At 72.3% G+C, this 19733-nt stretch carries 17 protein-coding genes; 9 read left to right on the top strand and 8 right to left on the bottom strand.

Annotation, left to right across the window (positions count from 1 at the left end; genetic code table 11):
• The first annotated feature begins 15 nt into the window (after positions 1-15).
• On the top strand, positions 16-594 hold the full coding sequence (locus tag ACRAS8_RS25705) for an HAD domain-containing protein (protein ID WP_438488364.1): 579 nt from the start codon (positions 16-18) through the stop codon (positions 592-594).
• 92 nt (positions 595-686) lie between these two features.
• On the opposite strand, the gene ACRAS8_RS25700 is transcribed toward ACRAS8_RS25705, so the two are convergent.
• The 4 genes from ACRAS8_RS25700 to ACRAS8_RS25685 form a co-directional block, all read right to left on the bottom strand.
• A complete protein-coding gene (locus ACRAS8_RS25700; RefSeq protein WP_438488363.1) occupies positions 687-2363 on the bottom strand; it encodes a relaxase/mobilization nuclease domain-containing protein in 1677 nt (558 codons plus the stop codon).
• A complete protein-coding gene (locus ACRAS8_RS25695) occupies positions 2353-3084 on the bottom strand; it encodes a hypothetical protein (RefSeq protein ID WP_438488362.1) in 732 nt (243 codons plus the stop codon). Before ACRAS8_RS25695 ends, ACRAS8_RS25700 begins: the two co-directional genes overlap by 11 nt.
• A gap of 190 nt (positions 3085-3274) precedes the next feature.
• Positions 3275-4480 carry a DUF3631 domain-containing protein gene (locus ACRAS8_RS25690; protein WP_438488361.1) on the bottom strand — a complete coding sequence of 402 codons (1206 nt, stop codon included), beginning with the start codon at positions 4478-4480 and terminating at the stop codon, positions 3275-3277.
• 592 nt (positions 4481-5072) lie between these two features.
• Positions 5073-5303, bottom strand: coding sequence for a helix-turn-helix domain-containing protein (locus ACRAS8_RS25685; protein WP_438488360.1), 231 nt, complete (start codon positions 5301-5303; stop codon positions 5073-5075).
• Between the two features lie 417 nt (positions 5304-5720).
• Between ACRAS8_RS25685 and ACRAS8_RS25680 the strand changes: the two genes are divergently transcribed.
• The 3 genes from ACRAS8_RS25680 to ACRAS8_RS25670 all read left to right on the top strand — a co-directional run bounded on the left by ACRAS8_RS25680 (position 5721) and on the right by ACRAS8_RS25670 (position 8789).
• Entirely contained in the window at positions 5721-5987 is a 267-nt protein-coding gene (locus ACRAS8_RS25680) for a helix-turn-helix domain-containing protein (protein ID WP_438488359.1), read from the top strand.
• The gene (locus ACRAS8_RS25675) at positions 5980-7257 is read left to right on the top strand and encodes a tyrosine-type recombinase/integrase (RefSeq protein ID WP_438488358.1); all 1278 of its coding nucleotides are present in this window, start codon (positions 5980-5982) and stop codon (positions 7255-7257) included. Before ACRAS8_RS25680 ends, ACRAS8_RS25675 begins: the two co-directional genes overlap by 8 nt.
• Before the next feature lie 299 nt (positions 7258-7556).
• Entirely contained in the window at positions 7557-8789 is a 1233-nt protein-coding gene (locus ACRAS8_RS25670; protein ID WP_438488357.1) for a hypothetical protein, read from the top strand.
• 623 nt (positions 8790-9412) lie between these two features.
• Here the strand turns inward: ACRAS8_RS25670 and ACRAS8_RS25665 are convergent.
• On the bottom strand, positions 9413-9685 hold the full coding sequence (locus ACRAS8_RS25665; protein WP_438488356.1) for a hypothetical protein: 273 nt from the start codon (positions 9683-9685) through the stop codon (positions 9413-9415).
• Positions 9686-9809: 124 nt separating this feature from the next.
• A complete protein-coding gene (locus tag ACRAS8_RS25660) occupies positions 9810-11384 on the bottom strand; it encodes an AMP-binding protein (protein ID WP_438488355.1) in 1575 nt (524 codons plus the stop codon).
• 522 nt (positions 11385-11906) lie between these two features.
• Here ACRAS8_RS25660 and glnII point away from each other — a divergent pair.
• From glnII to ACRAS8_RS25645, 3 genes are all read left to right on the top strand, one after another.
• Entirely contained in the window at positions 11907-12929 is a 1023-nt protein-coding gene (glnII, locus tag ACRAS8_RS25655; protein WP_438488354.1) for a glutamine synthetase, read from the top strand.
• A gap of 359 nt (positions 12930-13288) precedes the next feature.
• Complete coding sequence (locus tag ACRAS8_RS25650) at positions 13289-13951, top strand: rhomboid-like protein (protein WP_438488353.1); 663 nt, start codon at positions 13289-13291, stop codon at positions 13949-13951.
• A 429-nt stretch (positions 13952-14380) separates the two neighbouring features.
• On the top strand, positions 14381-15052 hold the full coding sequence (locus tag ACRAS8_RS25645; RefSeq protein ID WP_438488352.1) for a winged helix-turn-helix domain-containing protein: 672 nt from the start codon (positions 14381-14383) through the stop codon (positions 15050-15052).
• Here the strand turns inward: ACRAS8_RS25645 and ACRAS8_RS25640 are convergent.
• Together ACRAS8_RS25640 and ACRAS8_RS25635 are read right to left on the bottom strand one after the other, a co-directional pair.
• Positions 15028-15978: a lysophospholipid acyltransferase family protein gene (locus ACRAS8_RS25640; RefSeq protein WP_438488351.1), complete on the bottom strand. Its 951-nt coding sequence runs from the start codon at positions 15976-15978 to the stop codon at positions 15028-15030. The genes ACRAS8_RS25645 and ACRAS8_RS25640 overlap by 25 nt on opposite strands.
• 89 nt (positions 15979-16067) lie before the next feature.
• Positions 16068-16934, bottom strand: a complete 867-nt coding sequence (locus ACRAS8_RS25635) for a GNAT family N-acetyltransferase (protein WP_438488350.1) — start codon at positions 16932-16934, stop codon at positions 16068-16070.
• 377 nt (positions 16935-17311) lie between these two features.
• Here ACRAS8_RS25635 and ACRAS8_RS25630 point away from each other — a divergent pair, with 377 nt between their 5' ends.
• A complete protein-coding gene (locus tag ACRAS8_RS25630) occupies positions 17312-17560 on the top strand; it encodes a DUF397 domain-containing protein (RefSeq protein ID WP_438488349.1) in 249 nt (82 codons plus the stop codon).
• Positions 17561-17651: 91 nt separating this feature from the next.
• Complete coding sequence (locus ACRAS8_RS25625; protein ID WP_438488348.1) at positions 17652-19649, top strand: hypothetical protein; 1998 nt, start codon at positions 17652-17654, stop codon at positions 19647-19649.
• Positions 19650-19733 lie beyond the last annotated feature (84 nt).

Genomic DNA, 19733 nt, shown 5'->3' with positions numbered 1-19733 from the left:
CCTCTGGAGGAACCGATGCGCCTGCCCTACTTGCTCCTCGACATCGACGGCGTCCTCATACCGTTCCCCGACGACCACGGGAACACCCCAACGACCCACGCCCGCCACGATGTCGTCCCCACCGGCCGGAACGCCGACGATCCGGTCACGGTCTGGCTCAACGCTGCCGACGGCCCCATGCTCATGGACGTAATCCGCAGCGGGCTGGTCTCTCCGGTCTGGTGCACGAGCTGGCGCCAGGACGCCACCACCCTGATCGGGCCGCTGCTCGGCCTCCCGCCCCTGCCGTACGTCGATCTTCCCCGGCCGCAGATCACCACCAGTCACCCCAACGGCTACCTCTGGAAACGTGACCACGTCGATGCCTGGCTGGCCGACGCACCGGCCGTGTGGATCGACGACGACTTCACCAGCCTCGACCACGCCTGGGCCGCGGAACGCACTGCCCACAGCGCGGCAACCCTTCTTCTTCAGCCCGATCCTCGTGTCGGGCTGCAGGCTGAGCACCTGGTCGAGGCTCTGGAATGGGCCGGGCACTTGCCTGTAACGCCAGCTTGCGGGTCCGGTGCTTCGCACGGAACCGAAGCAGCCTGACGTAATCACAGGGCAGGGTGCTGATGGTGCCCTCGCCCCGAGAAGCGGTGAGGGCACCACGCTGGATCAGCGGCATCGAGGAGTCTGGGGCGCTATCGGCATCGTCCTCGTTCCTCGGGCCTGATGTTCACCAGTGTGGCCACGGGCTGCGGTGCCTGCGTAGCGCGTGTGGTGTTGAGAGTGTTTGGCGTGCGTGCTGCCTGTGCGCGCTTGTTCGGCTGGGCGGTGATGCGCCAGTTGAGGACCTCGGCCGGGCGTTCGGCGGAGTCGAGTTCTCGGCGGGCGCTGACTTCGGCCAGCAGGTGGCGGGGGTTGTGGCCGGCGGATTCGGCGCGGGCCAGGGTCGTGGCGAGGGCGAGCCAGGCAGGGTCGGTGAGGATGCGGTCGGCGTGGTCGGGAACGGCCTGGCGCACGGCGGCCTCGAAGCGCTGGACGGTCTGGGGGCGTGGGGCGCGGCGGGTGAGGCCCGCCAGGACCGGCTCGGCGGCCTGCTGGTAGCTGTCCTGTAGGTGGCGGACGGCTTGTTCGGCTGCGGCGGCCTGCTGCTCGTGGCCGCGTTGCTCGTGCCACTTGACGGCGGCGCGGGCCACATGCAGGGCCGCGAAGAGCACGGCGATGACCAGGCCACCGGGAAGGTTGGGGGCGTACGCGAGTTCCTTGGCGGCTCGGCGCAGTTCGGTGGCGGCTTGGTGGTCGGCCCGGATCGCCGAGCGGCGGGCGCGGTTGAACGCCTGGGCTGCCGCTTGCAGTTGCTCCTGGTGCGGGCCAGGTATGGCGCGGGCGAGGTTGTGCAGGATGTCGCCGAAGGCTTCCAGGTGCCCTTGGGCCACGGCATCGTCGCCCGCATCGAGAACCGTGCGAGCCGTGCGCACGGCGGATTCGGTACGGCGCCACGAGTCGGCCGGGTCCGCCGCCTGCTGGGGTCGGTCGGCCACCTCCTGGGTGGGGAGGCGTTCGGTCAGACGGTTGTAGGACAGGTCGGGGGCGAGTTTGGAGCCGCCGTACCAGACGGTGTCGCCGGGTGCGGCCAGGCTGTAGCCATCCACTTCACCGGTCTTGGTGCTGATGCGCGGCTTGACCTGGATGCCGAGCGAGCCCAGCACGGTGAAGTAGTCATCGATGCTGTGGACGGCGGCGGCGACCGCGTACGCCTGCTCGCGCAGCCACTCCCGCGCGGTCACGTCCTGCCCCTGGCGCTCGGCCTTGGCCCGCTCTGCTCCGGTCGGCGTGCGGGGCGCGGTGAGGTCGCCGGGCTTGAGGCGGCGCAGCCCGAACTCGGCCTCGATCTTGCGGCACTCCTTCTGGGCCCGCCAGCCGTCCCGGTTCGTCCGGGGCCGGCGGCCATCGGCGCGGACAGTGGTGGCCAGGATGTGGATGTGGTCATCCGCGTGCCGTACCGCGATCCACCGGCAGGCTTTCTCGTCGCCCTCGGGCGCGATGCCGGTGGCGGCAACGACGCGGCGGGCGACCTCGGCCCACTCGGTATCGGCCAGGTAGCGGTCACCGGGCGCGGTGCGCACCGGACAGTGCCACACGTGCTGCGGCGGCTTCTTGCCACCCAGCTCGCGCGTGCGCAGGTCGACGTGGTGGTCGAGACGGTTGGCAAGTTGGGTGTAGGTGGCCTCGGGGTCACGGCCGGGGTCGGGGGCGCCGGCCATGTCCCAAGCGGCCACGATGTGCGGGTCGGTGTGCTCGTCGCGCCAGCCCTTGCCAAAGAGGTAGTTGATCAGGCCGCGGGTGTCGGAGCCGGTGGAGACGTCAGGCACCATGCGCGGCGCCTTCCGCCAGGAGCTGGTCCATCAGCCGGTAACTGGCCTCGGCGGCCTGCTCGATGTGGTCGAGGACGGCCTCGGTGCGCTCGGGTATCGCGCCGGAGTGGACGACCATGGTGATCTGGTTGAGGTTGGTGCCGATCCGGTTCAGTGCCTTGGTGTGCGCCTCGATGGCCTCTACCAGTGGGCGGATGGGGTCGTCCTCGGGGCTGCCGGCCATGTTCGTCTTACCGAGCGCGACCGCCAGGGCGGCGTCGCCGACGAACCCGGCGAAAGTCTGGTTTCGCCGCTTGGCTTCTGCATCGATGATCCGTACGGCGGTCGGGGTGAAGCGGATGGTCTTGTCTCGGTCGCGCTTCTCGGTGGTGCGCTTGCGGTTCATCCGCGCGGGCAACGTGGGGGCATCCGGCTCACGCCACGAGGGCTGCTCAATGGGCGTTCGATCGTCGGCGGGCGGTTCGGTGTGTGGGGTGGCGGAGTCGGTAGCGGGCTGCTCGGCGCTGTCGGTGCAGGGCGCGGTGCTGGGCTGCCCCTCCCCTGGCTCGGGTGCCCGCTGGCGCCCGGCCCCCTCGTCCTCCGCCACCCCTGGGGCGGGGGCAAGCGCGGACGAAGCCTCGTTAGAGGCTCGTTCGCTCCAGCTTGCTGCTGTTCGTCGGGCCAGGCCGAACCATCCCCAGCGGCGGGAGGAGGCGGGGTCGGTGTCGTTGTCAGTGTGCATGGCGGTGCTCCAGTGGCATGAGGGGTGGGGCTGTGTCACGTCCGTTGCATGCGTCGCATGCCTGGTCAGGACAGGTACGGACACCAGCCCAGGTACGGAGAAGTGCGTCCCGGCGAAAACGTCCGTCCCCGCGCTGACCTGCGCGGGGACGGTTGCGACGCAGTGCTACGGACTACGCCCCGGGGTGGGATCAGAGAGTTCGCCTCGGCCCGGCGGAGCCTGGCGGGCCGACGGGCAGCGAACCCGCCGGGGCGGTGGGCGGCTTGCCCTGGGCCGGACGGGCAGGCGCGCCGCCGTGTATGGGCTCGGGTGTCGCCTCGGTGAGGTCGGGGCAGTGGCGGGCCCAGGCATCCAGGAACCGGTTGCGCGTGTACGCCTTGGCCTGCCTGCCGCCCGCGAAGCGGTAGTTGGCCGGGCCGATGCCGAAGTCCCGCAGCAGGTTGCCCAGGTGGTAGGCGTTCAGTCCCTTGGTGCCGTGCTCCGCCCACGGGGCGTCGGCGTCCTGGATCAGCGCGGCGACCAGGTCCTGGGTGGACAGGGCCTCGGGGTTGTTCGCCCGCTCGAAGATGCGGTGGATGTCGCGCAGCAGCCGCACCTTCACGCTGGTCTGCTCGTCCTGGACCGCCTCGAAGCGGGTCATGGCCACGCATGCGGCACGGGCCTGGGCGGGCCAGTGACCGCCGGCCAGGTCGGCGATGATGACCAGCGGCTCCCAGGTATCCGCCGCCCGGTCCTCCACCGGCATCTGCGGCACCATACGGGCCGCCGTGCTCCGCAGCGGCCCCAGCCAGGCGGCCAGCCGGTCCCGTAGCGCGTTGAGTTCAGGCGCTGCGTACCGCGAGCGGAACGGGGCGACCTTCTCGCCGGGCTTGCGCTTTTGTATCCGCAGCACGACCGACCGGTCTGTGATGGTGTCGGGCAGGTCACCGATCCCCGCGATCGCGGCCATCGCGAAGGTGGGGAACGGGGTGGGCTTGTGTTCCGGACCGGAGATCCGCCAGGCGGGCCGGTTGCGCTGATGGCCCGCGTTCAGCAGACCGCGCAGGATCTCGCTGTCGCCACTTGCCTTGGGGCCGAAGATGGTGTCCGCCTCGTCCACCAGCAAGGTGGGCGGGATCTTGCCGATGGTGCGGAAGATGACCGCCGGAGAGGTGTTCACCGTCATCATCGGGTCGAGGACGGTCTCGTAGAGCACGTCCAGCACACGGGACTTGCCGCACCCCTTGGTCGCACTTATCACCGCCAGGCGGGGCGCGTGCTGCAGAGCGGTCTGGATGTGCGTGGCCGCCACCCACAGAGTGACCGCGGTCAGCGCCTCCTGGCTGGGCAGCACCACGTACTTGCCGATCGCCGCCCGCAACTCATCCAGCAGCACGGCCCCCTCACCAGCTGCCACGGCTTCGGCACCGTCATGGTCCCCAGTGCCCGATCCGTCATCGGGGACCGTGACGTCGGGAGGCACGGGACCGTCGGTCCCCAACGGGGTATGGGCAGCACGGTCCCCGTTGCGGTCCCCTGGTGCAACGTGCGCATCTTGGGGACCGGTCCCCGTCGTCACGCCGCTGACCTGTGTGTTTCCAGCAGACTGGGAGATCGGGGCCGTAGCTTGCGGGGACCTGGAAGCGGGCACATCGCGGGGACGGTCCCCAGCCGCCGTATCAGCGGCACGCTGGTCCCCGCATGCGGCCTCCTTCGACGAACGCTCAGGGGTCCTCGCCACGGGCGACGGTGTGTCCGCCTGGTTCTCGCGGCGCCAGGGGATGCCCTGGCCTGGGACGGCCGCGGTGGGCCAGATCGTGGGGGATGTGATCGTAGTGGTGGTGGACGTAGAGTCCTCCATAGACGTTCCTCTCCGGTGAGGGGCAGGACGGGCAAGGTCCCGCCCTTCACCAGCTCGTTCGTTCAGGGATGGGCGATCAGTTGGGGAATCTGAGGCCCTCGGCGACGAATCGCCGGGGGCCGCTTCTCTGCCCGCGTCAGCTGCAGGGTCAGGCCGTGAGGTCGTACGAGGTCTGGGCGTTCAGCCACGCATCCACCTCCTGCCAGCGGTAGCGCAGGTGCCGGCCGACCTTCAGGACGTTGGGGCCAATGCGGCGATGGCGCCACTGGTACAGGGTCTTCACCGGCACGCCGAGGTAGACCGCAACCTCCTCCGGCGTGGCCAGCGGCGCACGGACCACACCACCGGCATCGGCCGCGGGGCGAGGGTTTCGGGGCATGGGGCTCCTTCACGGGAATGGCGGGATGGACAAGACAGCCACAGGTTGTCTGCGGCGTCCAGCGGCATTGTGCGGAAATTCCACGGCCGCACCAAACGGCCCTTCGCCGAGTGGGACCAAAACCGTAGTCCCGAATCCCCGGTTGCCGAAATCACGCCGGAAAGCGAGAGGCTCTGTCCGGTTTCTTCCCGGATCATCACCGCCCCGCATGCCAGCCAGCGCCGAAGCACCAGGCCAGAACCATTACAAGCCCCCAGGCCAGAGGCTGTCCGAGGCTCGCCAGATTTCGCGGCGCGGGACCATACCACGGAAATCCGGCTTCGCCGAGCCGCCCAAATAGCCAGCGTCAGCAAGTTTTCTCGGGTGCTTGAGTAAACTCTTGCCATGGCCGGTCTTTTCGAGTTACAGCTATCCACCATGGCTACTCGACCAATTGAAATAGGCCCCGCCGGAATCCGAACCGCGCGCAATATCGAGCGCCTGCGCCTCGCGCGCGGCCTCTCTCAGCAGCAGCTCGCCGAGCGCTGCACCGCCCTCGGGCGCCCGCTGACCAACACGGCCCTCCGCCGCACCGAACGCGCCCGACGCCGTTGTGACGTAGACGACCTCGTCACCATCGCCACCGCCCTCGGCGTCCCCCCGGCCTCCCTGCTCCCGGTCTCCCTGGCGGCACCGCGTGGCTGAGCCGTACGACCGCTGGCACAAGAAGCGGCCGCAGGCCGACGAGGAGAAGTGCACAGCCCACAACAAGGTCCCCTCTCGCGAACACGGTCGCGGCAAGAGGTGGTTGGCCCGGTGGCGCGACCCCGACGGCGAGCAGCAGAGCGAGAGCTTCGACCGGTACGAGGACGCCCGGCAACACCTCACCAAAATGCAGGGCAGCGTCGACGACGGCACGTACGTCGACCCCAGGAAGGGCGAGGCCCAGCTCAAGGCCGTCGCCGAGCAGTGGCTGGAGAACCAGACGTTCGACAATCCCCGGACCTACGCCCAGTACGAGTCCCGCGTCCGCAACCACATCATCGAGCCACTGGGCTCACTCAAACTGCGCCAGATCAAGTCGTCCACCGTGCAGACCTGGATCAAGCGCCGGCTGCAGGTGCTGGACGAGACGACCGTCGGGCTGATCTTCACGCACCTGTCGTCGATACTGGCGATGGCCGTGGACGACGACCTGATCGCCAAGAACCCTTGTGAGACAGGGTCGGTGAAGCGCGTCAAGCCGAGGCGGTCGAAGAAGGCGGCGAAGGACGTGCCGCTGTCCTGGGAACAGACGGACGCCGTGCGCGAGCACCTGCCCGACCGCTACCAGGCCACCGTCGACTGCGGCCGAGGACTCGGCATGCGACAGGGCGAGATCTTCGGGTTCAGCCCCGAGGACGTCAACTGGCTGCAGAAGGACAAGGTCGTTCACATACGCCGCCAGATCACCCACGACCGCGGCACGCTCGTCTTCGCCCCGCCGAAGGGTGGCACCGACGATGACCCCAAGGACCGCTTCGTGCCGGTCGGCGACGAGTTGGCCGTGCGGCTCGCCGAGCACATTCGCAAGCACCCGCCGGTCGAGGTCACCCTGCCGTGGATGACCAAGGACGGTGAGCCGGTCACCGTGCGCCTGGTGTTCACGACGCGGGAGCGCAAGCCGCTGAACAAGAACTACTTCAACTACCTCTGGAAGGATGCTCTGGAGGCGATCGGCGCGATCAAGGCGCTCAACGACAAGCCCGCTGGCAAGGGCCGCAAGTGGGAAGAGTGCCGCGACAAGATGATGCACGCTCTGCGGCACCTCTTCGCTTCCGAGGCGATCAACGAAGGTGTCGACGTCTACACCCTCGCCGACCTCCTCGGCCACGAGGATCCGGCATTCACGCTGCGCCGGTACGTCCACCGCGTGACGGGCGCAGTCGAAAAGGCTCGCAAGGCGATTGGTAAGCGGTACCGGTTCGCGGCTTAACCGAGACGGCTCGCCCGATTCCCGAAGTGTGGCCGGCGGAGTATGCCTTGGCGGGCATGGTTCTGGGATGGCCACGGAGCTGCCAGCGTGCCGGGGCCGGGCGGTGCACAGGGGCGTGACGGCAGAATCCCCTTATGAGCACGTCGACTTCAGCATCGGGCCCAGCCAGACAGCCCTTCAACCGCCGCGTCCACGTTGTCGCCGCAGTCCTGAACCGTCCTGAGGAGCTGGACCTGCTCCGGCAGGTGTGCGACGCGATGGGCTGGCCCCTACGCGAGCCGCTAGCCGGGGAGACCACGGTGACCACGGAGACCAGTTGGACGCTGCGCGTGATCGAGGTCCGTATCCGCGGCGTCCGCGAGACAGCCGTGGAACAGGCGGTCGCCACCCTGGACACGCTGGCCCAGAACGCCGAGCTCTCCCTGCACTGCCGTGACGCCACGCTCGTGGAGCGCGTCCACCAGCCGCAGATCGAGTGGCACCTGCGGGGCAGGCGGAGGCCAGTGAACCGACGGCTCCGCCACGCACTCCACTCGGCCATGCGGACCGGCGAGCACGATCCGCATGCGGGCACTGTCCGGCTGGTCCGCGTCCCGGCCGGTCTCGACGAGCCCCGGGAGCGCCGTCTGGCGCGCACCCGACGCACCGCCCGGGCCACGCTTTCGCACCACCCGCTGGTACTGCGGCGGCTGGACCCGGGCGTCCATGAAGTCGGCAGGCCCTCGGCGTCCCGGGGCTGGCACGCTCTGGCCTTCCTGGCGCTCGTCGTCACCGCGACAGCGATCTGCCTGCTCGGCGCCGGGCTCTGGCCCGCGATCGGCGCGGACAGCCCACGGGTTGGCGGTCCTCTCGTGGTTGTAGTCGGAGGCTACCTGCTGGGCGGAACGTACCTGGCAGTGCGGCGCACCCCCACGCACCGCGCGCTTCCATGGCTCGTCCCGCTGGCAGTACCCCTCGCGGTTCCCCTCGTGCCGTGGCTCGGGACGCTCGTCCAGCGGGCCTACTTGTCGGCGTTTGGGGTGCGCCCCGCGCCGGGGACGGACGGGCTGGGCGACATCCAGGCGGGGCTCTGGGTGCTGTGTGTGTTCGTCGCGGCCGCGCTGCTGCCGGTGGCGTACCTGGGTTGGATGCGGCTCCTCGCCCCCTCCCTGCGGGTCCAGGGACCGTGGCTGTCCTGGGCGCCCGCAGTGACCTTGGGTATAGGGATGGGCATGCTATTCAGCCTGCTCGTCCTCCACACCGCGGCGCGCAATGGCGCGGAGGACCGCGCGCTCGCCTTGGCACCCCGGGACATCCCGGGGTACTTCGGCATCAGCGCCGAGTACGCGTGCGTGGAACCAACCTCTTCCGAGGCGCCGTACTACGGGACGCCGCCTCCCCACGACCATCCGGTGGTGATCTTCGCGCAATCCGGCGACCGAGTTGAGTTCTGGGATCCTGCCAGCAGCCGGAAGACGAGCATCCGTTTGGAAGATGCCCGTATCAGAGTCGTCTCCCATAGCAACTCACCGTGCGCCAAGGCCGCCCGGTAGCGCGCTCACAGAGCTCCCGACGGGTGGGGCTCGCCCCCGGCCGGCGGCGACCAGTGATGCGCCCGCCTCGAACAGGTCATGGCTTGGCTGGGCGTGCACTGACCGGTCGGCAGGCCCAGACAAACACCTGCCTTCCCTGCCATGTGCACCGGTTGTGCACCGGACCCGTCGATCAGCACGGATCCGCGCAGGTCAGAGGGTTCGTATAGCTTTACTTCGATATCTAAAGATCGTCCCCGGGTCGGAGCGTGCTTGCTGCCGCTTCGGCCCGGGCGTGTGTCAGCCGTCGGCCGTGCCTTCCTTTTCGGGAGGGCACGGCCGACGGCTTTTGCATGCGTCGACGCTGGTCAGGTCCGGCTCGTCCTTGGCGACCCGGAAGAGGCGGCGCGGGCGTCGGTGCCGGTTCCGCACTCTGCTCTTCTGTGGGCCCGTGAGGGGAAGTTGTGATTCTGGGTGGGGTTCCGAGGACCGGCTTCCGGTTGAAGGGGAGGACGGTTGCCTCGTTGGCTGTAGGGCTCCGCACCACTCCACTCCCCCCACCAGCCCGGACGCTGCAGGCCGGTGCGCCGGCCCGGAGTGTGGCGCGTTCCGGGCCGGGCGGTGGGTCGACTGGTGGGGCTAGGTCAGCAGTTGTCGTAGAGGAGGGCTCGGACCAGGCGGCAGGTGGTGTCGGAGGGGTGGTGGACGCCGATGGCGAGGGCGGTGGAGCGGATGGTGGCGTTGGTGGCGTGCTCGGGGCGGTAGACGCCGGTGTCGAGCAGGGCTATGGCCAGGCGCATGGCCTTCAGGCGGCGGTTGTGGGATTCGTACCGCTCCCGGGGCCAGCCGGCGGGGAGCGGTTTCTTGGGCAGCGGGTGGGCCGGGAGGGGTTTCGTCATGAGTGTGGCAGCGGCCATCCGGCAGACCTCCTGGAGCTTCGGTGAACCCTCACTTACTGGTTTCTATTTTACTGCCGGGCACTGACAAAAGCCCCTGACCAGGGGGGATTTGAGGGCGGCGAGGCAGGGTGCGGGGAGTGGTTCAGGGGGTCGGGGTCGGGAGGGTGCGGAGGAGGTTTTTGTCGGGCTTGCCTACGGGGGTGAGGGGGATGGTGTTGAGGAGGTGGACGGCGGCGGGGGCGTAGAGGGCGCCCTTGTGGGCGGTGACGAAGGCGCGGAGGGCGGGCAGGGAGACCTCGTCTGCGGAGTGGCCGGGGGCGGGGACGACGGCGAGGTGCACCTCCTCGGTCTCGTCGGGGAGGCGGACGCCGTAGGCGGCGGCGTGGGCGACGGCCGGGTGGGTGTGCAGGAGGTCCTCCAGTTCGGAGGGGTTGACATGGCCGCCGACGACGATGACGACGTCCTTGAGGCGGTCGACGAGGTAGAGGCGGCCGTCGTCGTCCAGGTAGCCGACGTCGCCGGTGCGCAGCCAGCCGTCGCGGAGGACCTCCGCGGTGAGGTCGGGGCGCTTCCAGTAGCCACGCATCACGCCGGCGGAGCGGACGTGGATCTCGCCCGGCTGCCCCGGGGGCAGGTCACGGCCCTCGGTGTCGCGGACGGCGAGGGCGACACCGGGTATCGGGCGGCCGACGGTCATCGGGCGGTCGGTGCGGATGTCGGCGTGGTCGGCGTGGCCGGCCTCGGTGATCGACATCGCCTCGGACTGGCCGTACCAGCCGTAGAGGACCGGGCCGAATGCCTCGGCCGCCTCGCGCATCCGGGACGCGGAGGCGGTGCAACCCCCGTAGGAGATGCGGGTGAGAGATCCGAGGTCGGTGGACGGGAGGGTGGGGTCGTCCAGGAGGCGGTAGAGGAGCGGCGGCAACAGCCAGAGGTGGGTGATGCGTTCGCGGGCGACGGTGGCCAGGACGGCGGTGGGGTCGAACTCCCGGTGGAGGACGACGCTGCCGCCGGCCACGAGGGTGGCGTCGGCCACGATGCCCGCCAGGTGGGCCAGCGAGGTGCAGGCCAGGAAACGGGGCGGGGCGCCGGCGGCCTCCCAGGAGGTGCGGCCGAGCATTGCGGCAATCCCGCTGTGCGCCATCCGAACGCCCTTGGGGACACCGGTCGTTCCGCCGGTGTGCCGGATGCACCAGTCGTCCTCGGGGCGCGCCGCGCCGGGGACGGTGGGGGTGGCGGGGAGGGCGGCGCAGGCGGCGAGCAGGTCGGGACCGAGCGGGGCGGCGCCGGCAGGGGGCGGGCCGAAGGTCATGGCCTCGGGGCGGAGGCCGGTGCAGCCGTCCAGGAGGGCGCGGGCGGTGTCGTGCAGGTCGGGGTCGGCCAGGAGGAGGTCGGTCTCCGCGCTCTCGGCCACCGTGGCCAGGGTTTCGGCGGCCATCCCGTCGTAGAGGAGGACCACCCGCGCGCCCAGGAGGTTGACGGCGTAGCGGGCGGCGAGCGCCTCGGGGCGGTTGCGACTGAGGATGGAGACGGTCCGGCCGCGGCCGACGCCATGGGTGCCGAGGACGGCGGCCATGCGGTGGACGGTGGCGTGCAGGGAGCCTGCGGTGATGTCGTGGCCGTCGGCCGTGGTGACGACGGGGAGGTCGGGGTCGCGGGCGAGGGCGTCGAGCACGAGGTCGACGTAGCTGGTGAAGGGCGGGGTGGTGGTGGGCATGGTGGCTCCTTGAGGGGGGCGGATCCGGTGGGTGGCGGATCCGGTGGGTGGCACGGTGTGTCGGACTACGGTGTTGCCGGACTTACGGTGTGCCGGGCGGTTGTGACGTTAGGCGCGGTCGGTCATGCCTTCCATGACCAAATTCGCCATGTGGTCATGCCGTTGGGGTTATGAAGGGCCTCGGGACGGCTTCTGATGTGGGCGGCGGGTGGCGGAGGGGCTGCGGCAGCCGGCCGTCCATGAATGGCACGTCGGGAGCACCGCGGCCACCATGGGCATCGATGCCGGCGAACTCATGTGCAGGGTCCGGGACTTGGGTTTCGCGGGGTTGCTGCGGGAGCGCAGCCGCGTGCCTGCACGAGGGAATGCCAGGCGTTTTGCGGTGAATCGTCGCAGAATCAGAGGATGTCCGACTGGGTAACCTGTGGTTCACATACGGGCAACGGTCGGGAAACGGCCTGTTGCGAGAGTGCTCCGGTACGCCCGCACGCGTACTCGCACCGACCTGTATAGGAAGACCCCGTGACCATCAAGGCCGAGTACATCTGGATCGACGGCACCCAGCCGACCGCCAAGCTCCGCTCCAAGACCAAGATCCTCAAGGACGGGAGCTCGCTGCCGCGCTGGGGCTTCGACGGGTCCAGCACCAACCAGGCCGAAGGTCACTCCTCGGACCTCGTGCTCGACCCGGTCTTCAGCTGCCCGGACCCGATCCGCGGCGGCGACCACCTGCTGGTGCTGTGCGAGGTGCTCAACACCGACCTCACACCGCACCCCTCCAACACCCGGGCCCTGCTGCGCCCGGTGGCCGAGCGCTTCGCCGGCCAGGAGCCGCTCTTCGGCATCGAGCAGGAGTACACCTTCCTCAAGGGCGAGCGCCCGCTGGGCTTCCCCGAGGGCGGCGGCTTCCCCGCGCCCCAGGGTGGCTACTACTGCGGTGTCGGCGCCGGTGAGATCTTCGGCCGGGAGATCGTCGAGCAGCACCTCGACCGCTGCCTGGCGGCCGGCCTCGGCCTGTCCGGCATCAACGCCGAGGTGATGCCCGGACAGTGGGAGTTCCAGGTGGGCGCGCTGTCGCCGCTGGATGTCTCCGACCACATGTGGGTGGCGCGCTGGCTGCTGCACCGCACCGCAGAGGAGCACGGCATCACCGCCTCCCTGGACGCCAAGCCGGCCCGTGGCGACTGGAACGGCGCGGGGGCGCACACCAACTTCTCCACCCGCGCGATGCGCGAGGGCTACGACGCGATCATCACCGCGTGCGAGGCGCTGGGCGAGGGCGACAAGCCGCTGGAGCACGTCCGCCAGTACGGCACCGGCATCGAGGAGCGGCTGACCGGCGCCCACGAGACCGCGCCCTGGGACCAGTACTCCTACGGCGCCTCGGACCGCGGGGCCTCGGTGCGCATCCCGTGGCAGGTCGAGGTCGAGAAGAAGGGCTACATCGAGGACCGCCGGCCGAACGCCAACGTGGACCCCTACGTGGTCACCCGGCTGATCGTGGACACCTGCTGCACGGAGCTGGAGCGGCGCGCACAGGTGTGAGCGACTGCCCGCGGGAGCGGGGGAAAGCGGCGGGGCTGGACCGGTGGGTCCGGCCCCGTCCGTATGTCCGGGCGATGGCGACGGCGGCGGCGTTGGCGAGGGCGCGCCCTCGCCGCCGGGCGGTCGCGGGCCGAGCGGCCACGGGCCGGACGGTCGCCGGCCGGGCAGCCGCGGGCCGTTGTCAGTGGCGGATGGCACGCTGGACACATGCCGTGATCACCGTGCGGACCGGGTCCGGGTCGTGCGGCGGCGAGGAGGGGCGCGGGATGGCCGGTAGCGGAGGGGGACGGGACGTGCGGAGCACGGTGCGGAGCGGGGGCGGGTCGCAGGGCAGAGGGCGAGGCGGGGCGCTGCCCTGGGTGACGCCGTTGTACGTGGGGGCGTTGCAGCTCGGGGCGTATGCCACCGCCCGGCTGCCGGCGCGGCGGCGGACGGAGCTGCTGCGAGCGCACTCCACCAATGTGGCCAATCTGCGGGCCGGCCGGTGGGGGACGCTGGCCACCAGCGCGGCCTTCGTGGAGGAGCCGCTGCCGGTGGCCTACGGGGCGGCGCTGCTGGCCGCACTCGGGACGGCCGAGGCGCGGTGGGGCGTCGGGCACGCGGCGGCGGTGTTCGCGGCCGGGCACGTCGGCGCCAGCCTGCTGGTCTATGCCGGTCTGCGGGTACGCGGCCGGGCCCGCCCTGCCGGGGGCGCCACCGCGCACGCCGTCGACGTCGGGGCGAGCTACGGCTTCTACGCCACCCTCGGGGCGCTGGTCGCTTCGCTGCCGCACCGGGGCGCGCGGGTGGCGGCGACCGGCGGGCTGCTGGCGCTCGGCGCGGTGCCGGTGGTTCGCCGCGGCCGGACGTTCACCGACGCCGGACATCTGACGGCACTGGCCCTCGGGGTGGCCGTGGGGGCCACGGGGGTCGCGGGGACGGCGATACCGGCACTACGCAGGGCGATACCCACACCACGCAGGGGGATACCGGCCCTGCGCACGGCGATATGGAGGCATGGGACGGCGATACCCGCGCCGTGAACGGCGATCCAGGAGCGTTTTCCGGCCAGCGGGCGGAGTGCCGCCGAGGCGACAACGCGCTCAACTCCCGTTCGCCGGCGGGCAACTCCCGTGCGCTGGCGGGCAGTCGGAGTCGCCACGTCAGCGGCTCGCGGGGCGGTGGGGCCGGTCCGCGGCGGGATCGCGTCACAGCTGGGCCGGGGCGAAAGACAGATCGATGACCGTCTGGTTCAATAGAGCCATGGCCAGCCTTACAGACACCGCGACGGGTCGCAGCGACCTTGAGCCGTTCTGGCCGTCCCGGCAGGCGCACGCCTTCGACCGTCTGTGTTGCCGCGCGCACTGAGCGCGGGCCCGCACTCTCCTCGCCGACACCGCTGACCGGTGTCCCCAGCCCTGCCCGCGCGCACGTCCCCCCGACGATCCCCTGCGCGAAAGAGCTGACGTTCGATGACCAATCTCCGTACCGTGCCTGCCGGTTCCGCCACGGCCGCCGTTCCCCCGCCGTCCCATCCCCGTCACCGGCTGCGCGCCGTGGCGCCCGACGAGGCCCTCCACCCACCGGCCACCACCGGGAGGTACGCCCAGCCCGCCACCGCCCCCGGCAGGGACGTCGCGCGCCACAGTCCGCAGCAGGTCGCCGAGTTGCTGGCCTCCGGCGCGACCTGGCTCCCGGCGCCGCAGCACAGCCTGCCCGCCCTGCCCGGCCAGCCGCCGATGGTCGGCTACCTCGTCCTGGTACCGGCCGAGCAGGCGCCCACCCCGCCCCAGCCGCCCGCCGGACCCACCACGCCCGCCGGGCCTGTCACCGCCACCGAGGACGACTGGACCGGCGACGAGACCGTGCGGATCGACCCCGAGCAGCGGACCGTGTACGTCGACGGCCGACTGCTGGACCTGACGTATCTCGAATTCGAGCTGCTGGCCCATCTGGTCGCGCATCCGCACCGGGTGCACACCCGCGACCAGTTGGTGACCACGGTGTGGGGCTACGGGCACGTCGGCGACGGCCGCACCGTGGACGTCCATGTCGCCCGGCTGCGGCGGAAGCTCGGCACCAAGCACCGCGGCTCGATCGTGACCGTCCGCCGGGTCGGCTACAAGTACGTGCCGAGCGCCTGACCGGCCCGGGCGGGCGCCCCGGCGGCGTCGGGCACCCGGCCGCCGCCGAGGACCGCCCGCTCGGCGGCGGCCGCCAGCGCCCGCCGGTCCAGGCCGCGGCCCGCCGTGGGCAGCGCCGGGTGGACGGTGATCCGCACGGTCAGTCCGCGGGCGGCGGCCACCCGGCGCAGCGAGGCGGCGAAGCTGTCGTCCCCGCAGAAGGCAGCCACCGTGGTGGGGCGGCCCTGTTGGGCGTAGGCGACGGTCACCGGGCGGACGGGGGCGCCGGCGTCCAGCGCGGCCTGGAAGGTGGCCCGGCGGAAGGCGCCCTGCTCGGCGGTGCACCAGGTGGTGGCCTGCGGGAAGACCGCCACCGAGCGGCCGGCGGCCAGCAGTGCGGACAACTCCCCTACGGTGTACGGGAGTCGGCGCGGATTGGTGCGGTCGATGAAGTGGGTGCCGGCGCGCCGGGCCAGGCCACCGACCAGCGGCCAGCGGCCGACCTCGCGCTTGGCGAGCAGCGTGGCCGGTTCCACGGCGAGCAACGCGACGATGTCGAGCCATGAGACGTGGTTGAGGACGATCAGGGTGCCCGGGGAGCGGGCCGCTCCGGGGGCGCGCTCCGCCGGCCCGACCGCCGGTTCCGTACGGGGCACGGACAACGGGCCCGCCACGCCCGCCACACCCGCCACGCCGGCCGCACCGGCCACGCCACGGACCTCCAGCCCGACCGCCAGCGCCGCCAGCAGTGCCCGGGCGTGCGCCCGTAGGCGCACCGGGTCCCCCAGGCGCGGCCCGGCGGCCAGGGCCCGGCCCACCGCGCCGGTGAACGCGGCGGCGCGGGGCGCGGTTCCGGTGAACGGGAGGCGCGGGACGGCGTGCGCGGCACAGCCCGGGGTACACACCGGACGGACGTCGAACGGGCCGTTCACCACGCGCCCGGGCATGGGCCCGTTCACCGCTCGCCCAGGCAAGGGCCCGTTCGCCGCTGTCCCAGTCAAGGCCCCGTTCACCGCTCCCCCAGTCAAGGCCCCGTTCACCGCTCCCCCAGGAAGAAGCGTCGGTAGCGGTCGCCGAGCCGTTCGATGTCCAGGACGGTGAAGAAGTCGGCGACCCCGAAGTCCGGGTCGTGGGCGGGGGCGCCGCAGATCCAGGAGCCGATGCGGAGGTAGCCGCGCAGCAGCGGCGGCAGCTGGGCGAGGGCGGGGCGCTCGGGCAGCGGTGCGGTGGGGTGCCAGGGGCGGCGCGGGGTGACCAGGAACGCGGGCGGCGCGGCGTGGCGGGTGCGGGCCAGCGCCCAGGCGTGGGCCGCGGCGGTGCCCCCGTCGGCGAGCGGTACGGAGGCGCAGCCGGCGAGATAGCGGTGGCCGGAGAGCAGGGTGTAGCGGGCCAGGGCGGCCCACATCTGGTTGATCACGGCGCCGTTGCGGTGGTCGGGGTGGACGCAGGAGCGGCCGGCTTCGATGAGGGCGGGGCGCACCGCGTCGAGGGCGGTGAGGTCGAACTCGCCGTCGGAGTAGAGGCGTTGACTGCGGCCCGGGGGCAGCAGCCGGTAGGTGCCGACGACCGCGCCGGTCGGGGTGTGGGTGACGACCAGGTGGTCGGCGAGGTCGTCGACGGCGTCGATGTCGTGTCCGGGGAGCGGGCTGTCGAGGGCGGCGCCCAGTTCGTCGCCGAAGACCTGGTGGCGCAGGCGCTGGGCGGCCCGGACCAGGTCGGGGGTGTCGGCGATCAGGGCGGCGTAGTCGGGGCCGGCAGGCTGTGTGGCGGCAGCCGCTCCGGTGAGTGGGGCCTCCCCTGCTCGAACCGGGTTGAGAGCTTGAGGAACGGTGCTTGCACCGCGGGCCGGGGCTGAGGTGTGCGGGGCGTTCGAAGCGGGGGGCGCAGTGGGTGCCGTGCTCATCAGAGCCTCCGTAGGTGGTGTTGGGTACGCGCCCTACGGGGTGCGCAACCCAATGACCTGGCGTTCTCCTACCCGGCAGACTGTTCCCGCGCCCTACGGCCGGGTACGTGAAGCCCAGGGAGCGTACGGATGAGGGTCCGCAGAACACTGGTCGCCGCGGCGCGGGGGCCGGCGCTGCACACACGCCCCCACGTCGAGATCCGGCCAATCGACGGCACGGACCGGAGGGTGCCGCCGCCCCTCCCCCGGCGGGGCGCCGCCAACTGCCCTGGCGGGCGGCGCGGAACCCCCGTCCCAGGCCGGTGGAAGCTCGTCCGGGCGCCGCGTACGCTGACCGCCACAGCTCACGCGAGCAACGCGAGTAAGGGGAGCAGGACATGGGCACCGCAGCCGACAAGGAATGGCTCTACGGCCTCGACATCTCCGACGCCGTCTGGCAGCGCCCGCCCGGTGGTGACCCCGAGGCGGAGGCGGTGGAGATCGCCTTCCTGGAGCGCGGCGCGGTGGCGATGCGCAACTCCAAGGAGCCCGAGGTCGTGCTGCGCTACACCGAGGCGGAGTGGCGGGCGTTCGTCCTGGGTGCCCGGGACGGGGAGTTCGACCTGGACCGGCACCACACGGCCTGACGTGCGTCGCCGGGCCCGCGCGGGGTGCGTCACCCGTCCGGGCGGGACCGGCCGTCGGTGACCATCACAGGATTCACTCGTTCCACGGAATGTGGAGCAGCAGCATGCGGTGACCCCGCGCCCGGACCGCGCCTCCCTCGTCGGGCACGCCGACGGGGATGAGCCCATCGACGTCGAGCAGGCCGAGGCGGCCCTGGTCGAGCACTACCCCCGGCTGGCCCGGCTGGCCTATCTGGTGCTGCCGCCGGCCCCCACCCGCGGGCGGCGGGTGCTGGCCGCGCACGCTGTGGTGCAGCGGGCGCTGCCCCGGCGGCCCGGCCCGGCGGCCACACTGCCCGCTCAACGTGGCGCGGACCCGGCGGTCGATCCCGGTTACGCGCTGATGCGGCTGCGGGTACTGAGGGCGGCGCTCACGGGGCGGCGCCGTTGGCGGCCGCCGGCCCCGCTCCCCCAGGTCTGGGGCCTGCGACTTTTCCCACGCTCCGGGGGTGCCGACGAACTCGCCCTCGACCAGGCCCTGTCGGCGCTCTCCGGCCCGGCCCGGGCCGCGTTCGTGCTGCGGGATCTGGAGCGGCTGTCGGTCCAGGAGACCCGGCGGGTGCTGGAGGCGGCGGGGGTCGCCGACGCCCGCGAGGCGCTGGCCGAGGCGGACGGGGCGGCGGTGCCGGCCGGGAGCCGGGACCGGGCGCTGCTGGAGTCGGTGGAGTTCGATCCGTGCGCGCTGCAGGCCCGTCCGACGGACCTGATCCGGCGCCGCCAGAACAGCCGGGCGGCGCTGGCGGCCGGGGCCGCGGTGCTGGTGTGCGGGGCGCTGCTGGGCCTGCCGGGCCAGGGCTGGGGCCCGTATGGTGCCGCGGCCCCGCCGTACGCCCGTAATGCCGCCGCCGAAGCGGCCCTGGATCCGGGCCGGTTGGCGGTCTCCCCGGCGACGGCCTGGAAGACCGCGGCCCGGCCGGACTTCTCGGCCTGGCCGGCCCGCGGCGACCGGACCGGCGACCGGGCGCTGCTCCGGCGGGCGCTGGCGGTGTGGGCCCGGCCCGGCGCCCGGGTGCCGGTCACCGCGACGCCCGGCACACCCGTGGGCCCCTCGGCCGGCCCGCCGCGGCTGCTCTTCGCCGGCGTGGTGGACCACGCGGTGGTGGTGCTCTTCCACGACGGGTTGAGGGTGGTGCGGTACGCCGAGGCGTCCGACGGCCAGGGGCGCGGTGACGGCTCCGGGGCGTCCCTGGACTTCGCGCGGACGGACGACGCGACGGCGGACTCCGCCGGCCTCCTGGTGGTGAACCGCACGGAGGGCAACGTCCGCTATCTGACGGCCCCTTGGGTGACGTCGGTACGGCTGGTGGATCTGCTGAAGCCGGACGCGGCCGGCGAGTCGGTCGCGGTCGGCGCCGACGGCCTGACGGCCCCCGTACCGGCGCCGCGCACCCCGGAGAACTGCACCCGGTGGCCCGCCCTCACGGTCGGCGGGCACCTGGACGGGCAGCCGGGCGGGGTCCCGGGCGGCCGGTCCACCGGGGAGCTGCTGACCGACCTCGGGGAACTGACGCCCGCACGGCTCACCTACGGACCGCCGGGCAGCCCGGGCGCGGTATCCGGGTCGGAAGGCCGTACGGCCTGGGCGCGGACCGCCTGCCAGCTGCCCGCGCTCCGTTCGCAGGGCGTGCGGACGGTGAACACCTGGCGGTTCGCCGAGCAGCCGCTCCCCGGGGGCGCGGGCGTCGCAGCCTGGCTGTGCACCCGGGCGGAGACCTGGCGCGGGGCGGGCGGCGGGGCGCTGGCGCAGTTCCAGGCACCGGCGCCGAGCGGGCAGCGGTACGCGGCGGGGTCGGTGACGGCCCGCGCCGGCGGCGGTACGGCCTGCGGCCCGCGGGAGCCGCGGGTGCTGTCGGGTGTGCTGTGGAAGAGCGGCGGCGGCCGGTGGTGGCTGTTGGCGGCGGGCAGCGACCGGATCACGTCGATCACCGCGAGCGGCGGGGTGCGGGGGCACGCGTCAGGCCGGCTGCTGGCCGTCCCGGCGGCGGCGGGCGCCCACGCCGACCTGAAGGGCACGGTGGCGGGCGGGGGGATGGTGCGGGCGTTGCGGTGAGAGGTGGACGGTGAGGGGCGGACGGGGATCGCGAGGCGGGCTCATTCTTTCGGTGCCCAGGGGGCTCGTTCTCTCGGTGTTCAG

It is taken from the genome of Streptomyces sp. S186 (assembly GCF_051603415.1).
Taxonomy (GTDB): Bacteria; Actinomycetota; Actinomycetes; order Streptomycetales; family Streptomycetaceae; genus Streptomyces.
The sequence above is the reverse complement of the archived record's forward strand: the minus strand, read 5'-3'. Positions and strand labels throughout refer to the sequence as shown.

Bases quoted from the DNA above. Each gene is read 5' to 3' on its own strand.
- ACRAS8_RS25640 (WP_438488351.1), bottom strand. From the start codon at position 15,978: ATGCCCGGGCGCGTGGTGAACGGCCCGTTCGACGTCCGTCCGGTGTGT.
- ACRAS8_RS25700 (WP_438488363.1), bottom strand. From the start codon at position 2,363: ATGGTGCCTGACGTCTCCACCGGCTCCGACACCCGCGGCCTGATCAAC.
- ACRAS8_RS25645 (WP_438488352.1), top strand. From the start codon at position 14,381: ATGACCAATCTCCGTACCGTGCCTGCCGGTTCCGCCACGGCCGCCGTT.
- ACRAS8_RS25695 (WP_438488362.1), bottom strand. From the start codon at position 3,084: ATGCACACTGACAACGACACCGACCCCGCCTCCTCCCGCCGCTGGGGA.
- ACRAS8_RS25705 (WP_438488364.1), top strand. From the start codon at position 16: ATGCGCCTGCCCTACTTGCTCCTCGACATCGACGGCGTCCTCATACCG.
- ACRAS8_RS25665 (WP_438488356.1), bottom strand. From the start codon at position 9,685: ATGGCCGCTGCCACACTCATGACGAAACCCCTCCCGGCCCACCCGCTG.
- ACRAS8_RS25635 (WP_438488350.1), bottom strand. From the start codon at position 16,934: ATGAGCACGGCACCCACTGCGCCCCCCGCTTCGAACGCCCCGCACACC.
- ACRAS8_RS25680 (WP_438488359.1), top strand. From the start codon at position 5,721: ATGGCTACTCGACCAATTGAAATAGGCCCCGCCGGAATCCGAACCGCG.
- ACRAS8_RS25630 (WP_438488349.1), top strand. From the start codon at position 17,312: ATGGGCACCGCAGCCGACAAGGAATGGCTCTACGGCCTCGACATCTCC.
- ACRAS8_RS25685 (WP_438488360.1), bottom strand. From the start codon at position 5,303: ATGCCCCGAAACCCTCGCCCCGCGGCCGATGCCGGTGGTGTGGTCCGT.
- ACRAS8_RS25660 (WP_438488355.1), bottom strand. From the start codon at position 11,384: ATGCCCACCACCACCCCGCCCTTCACCAGCTACGTCGACCTCGTGCTC.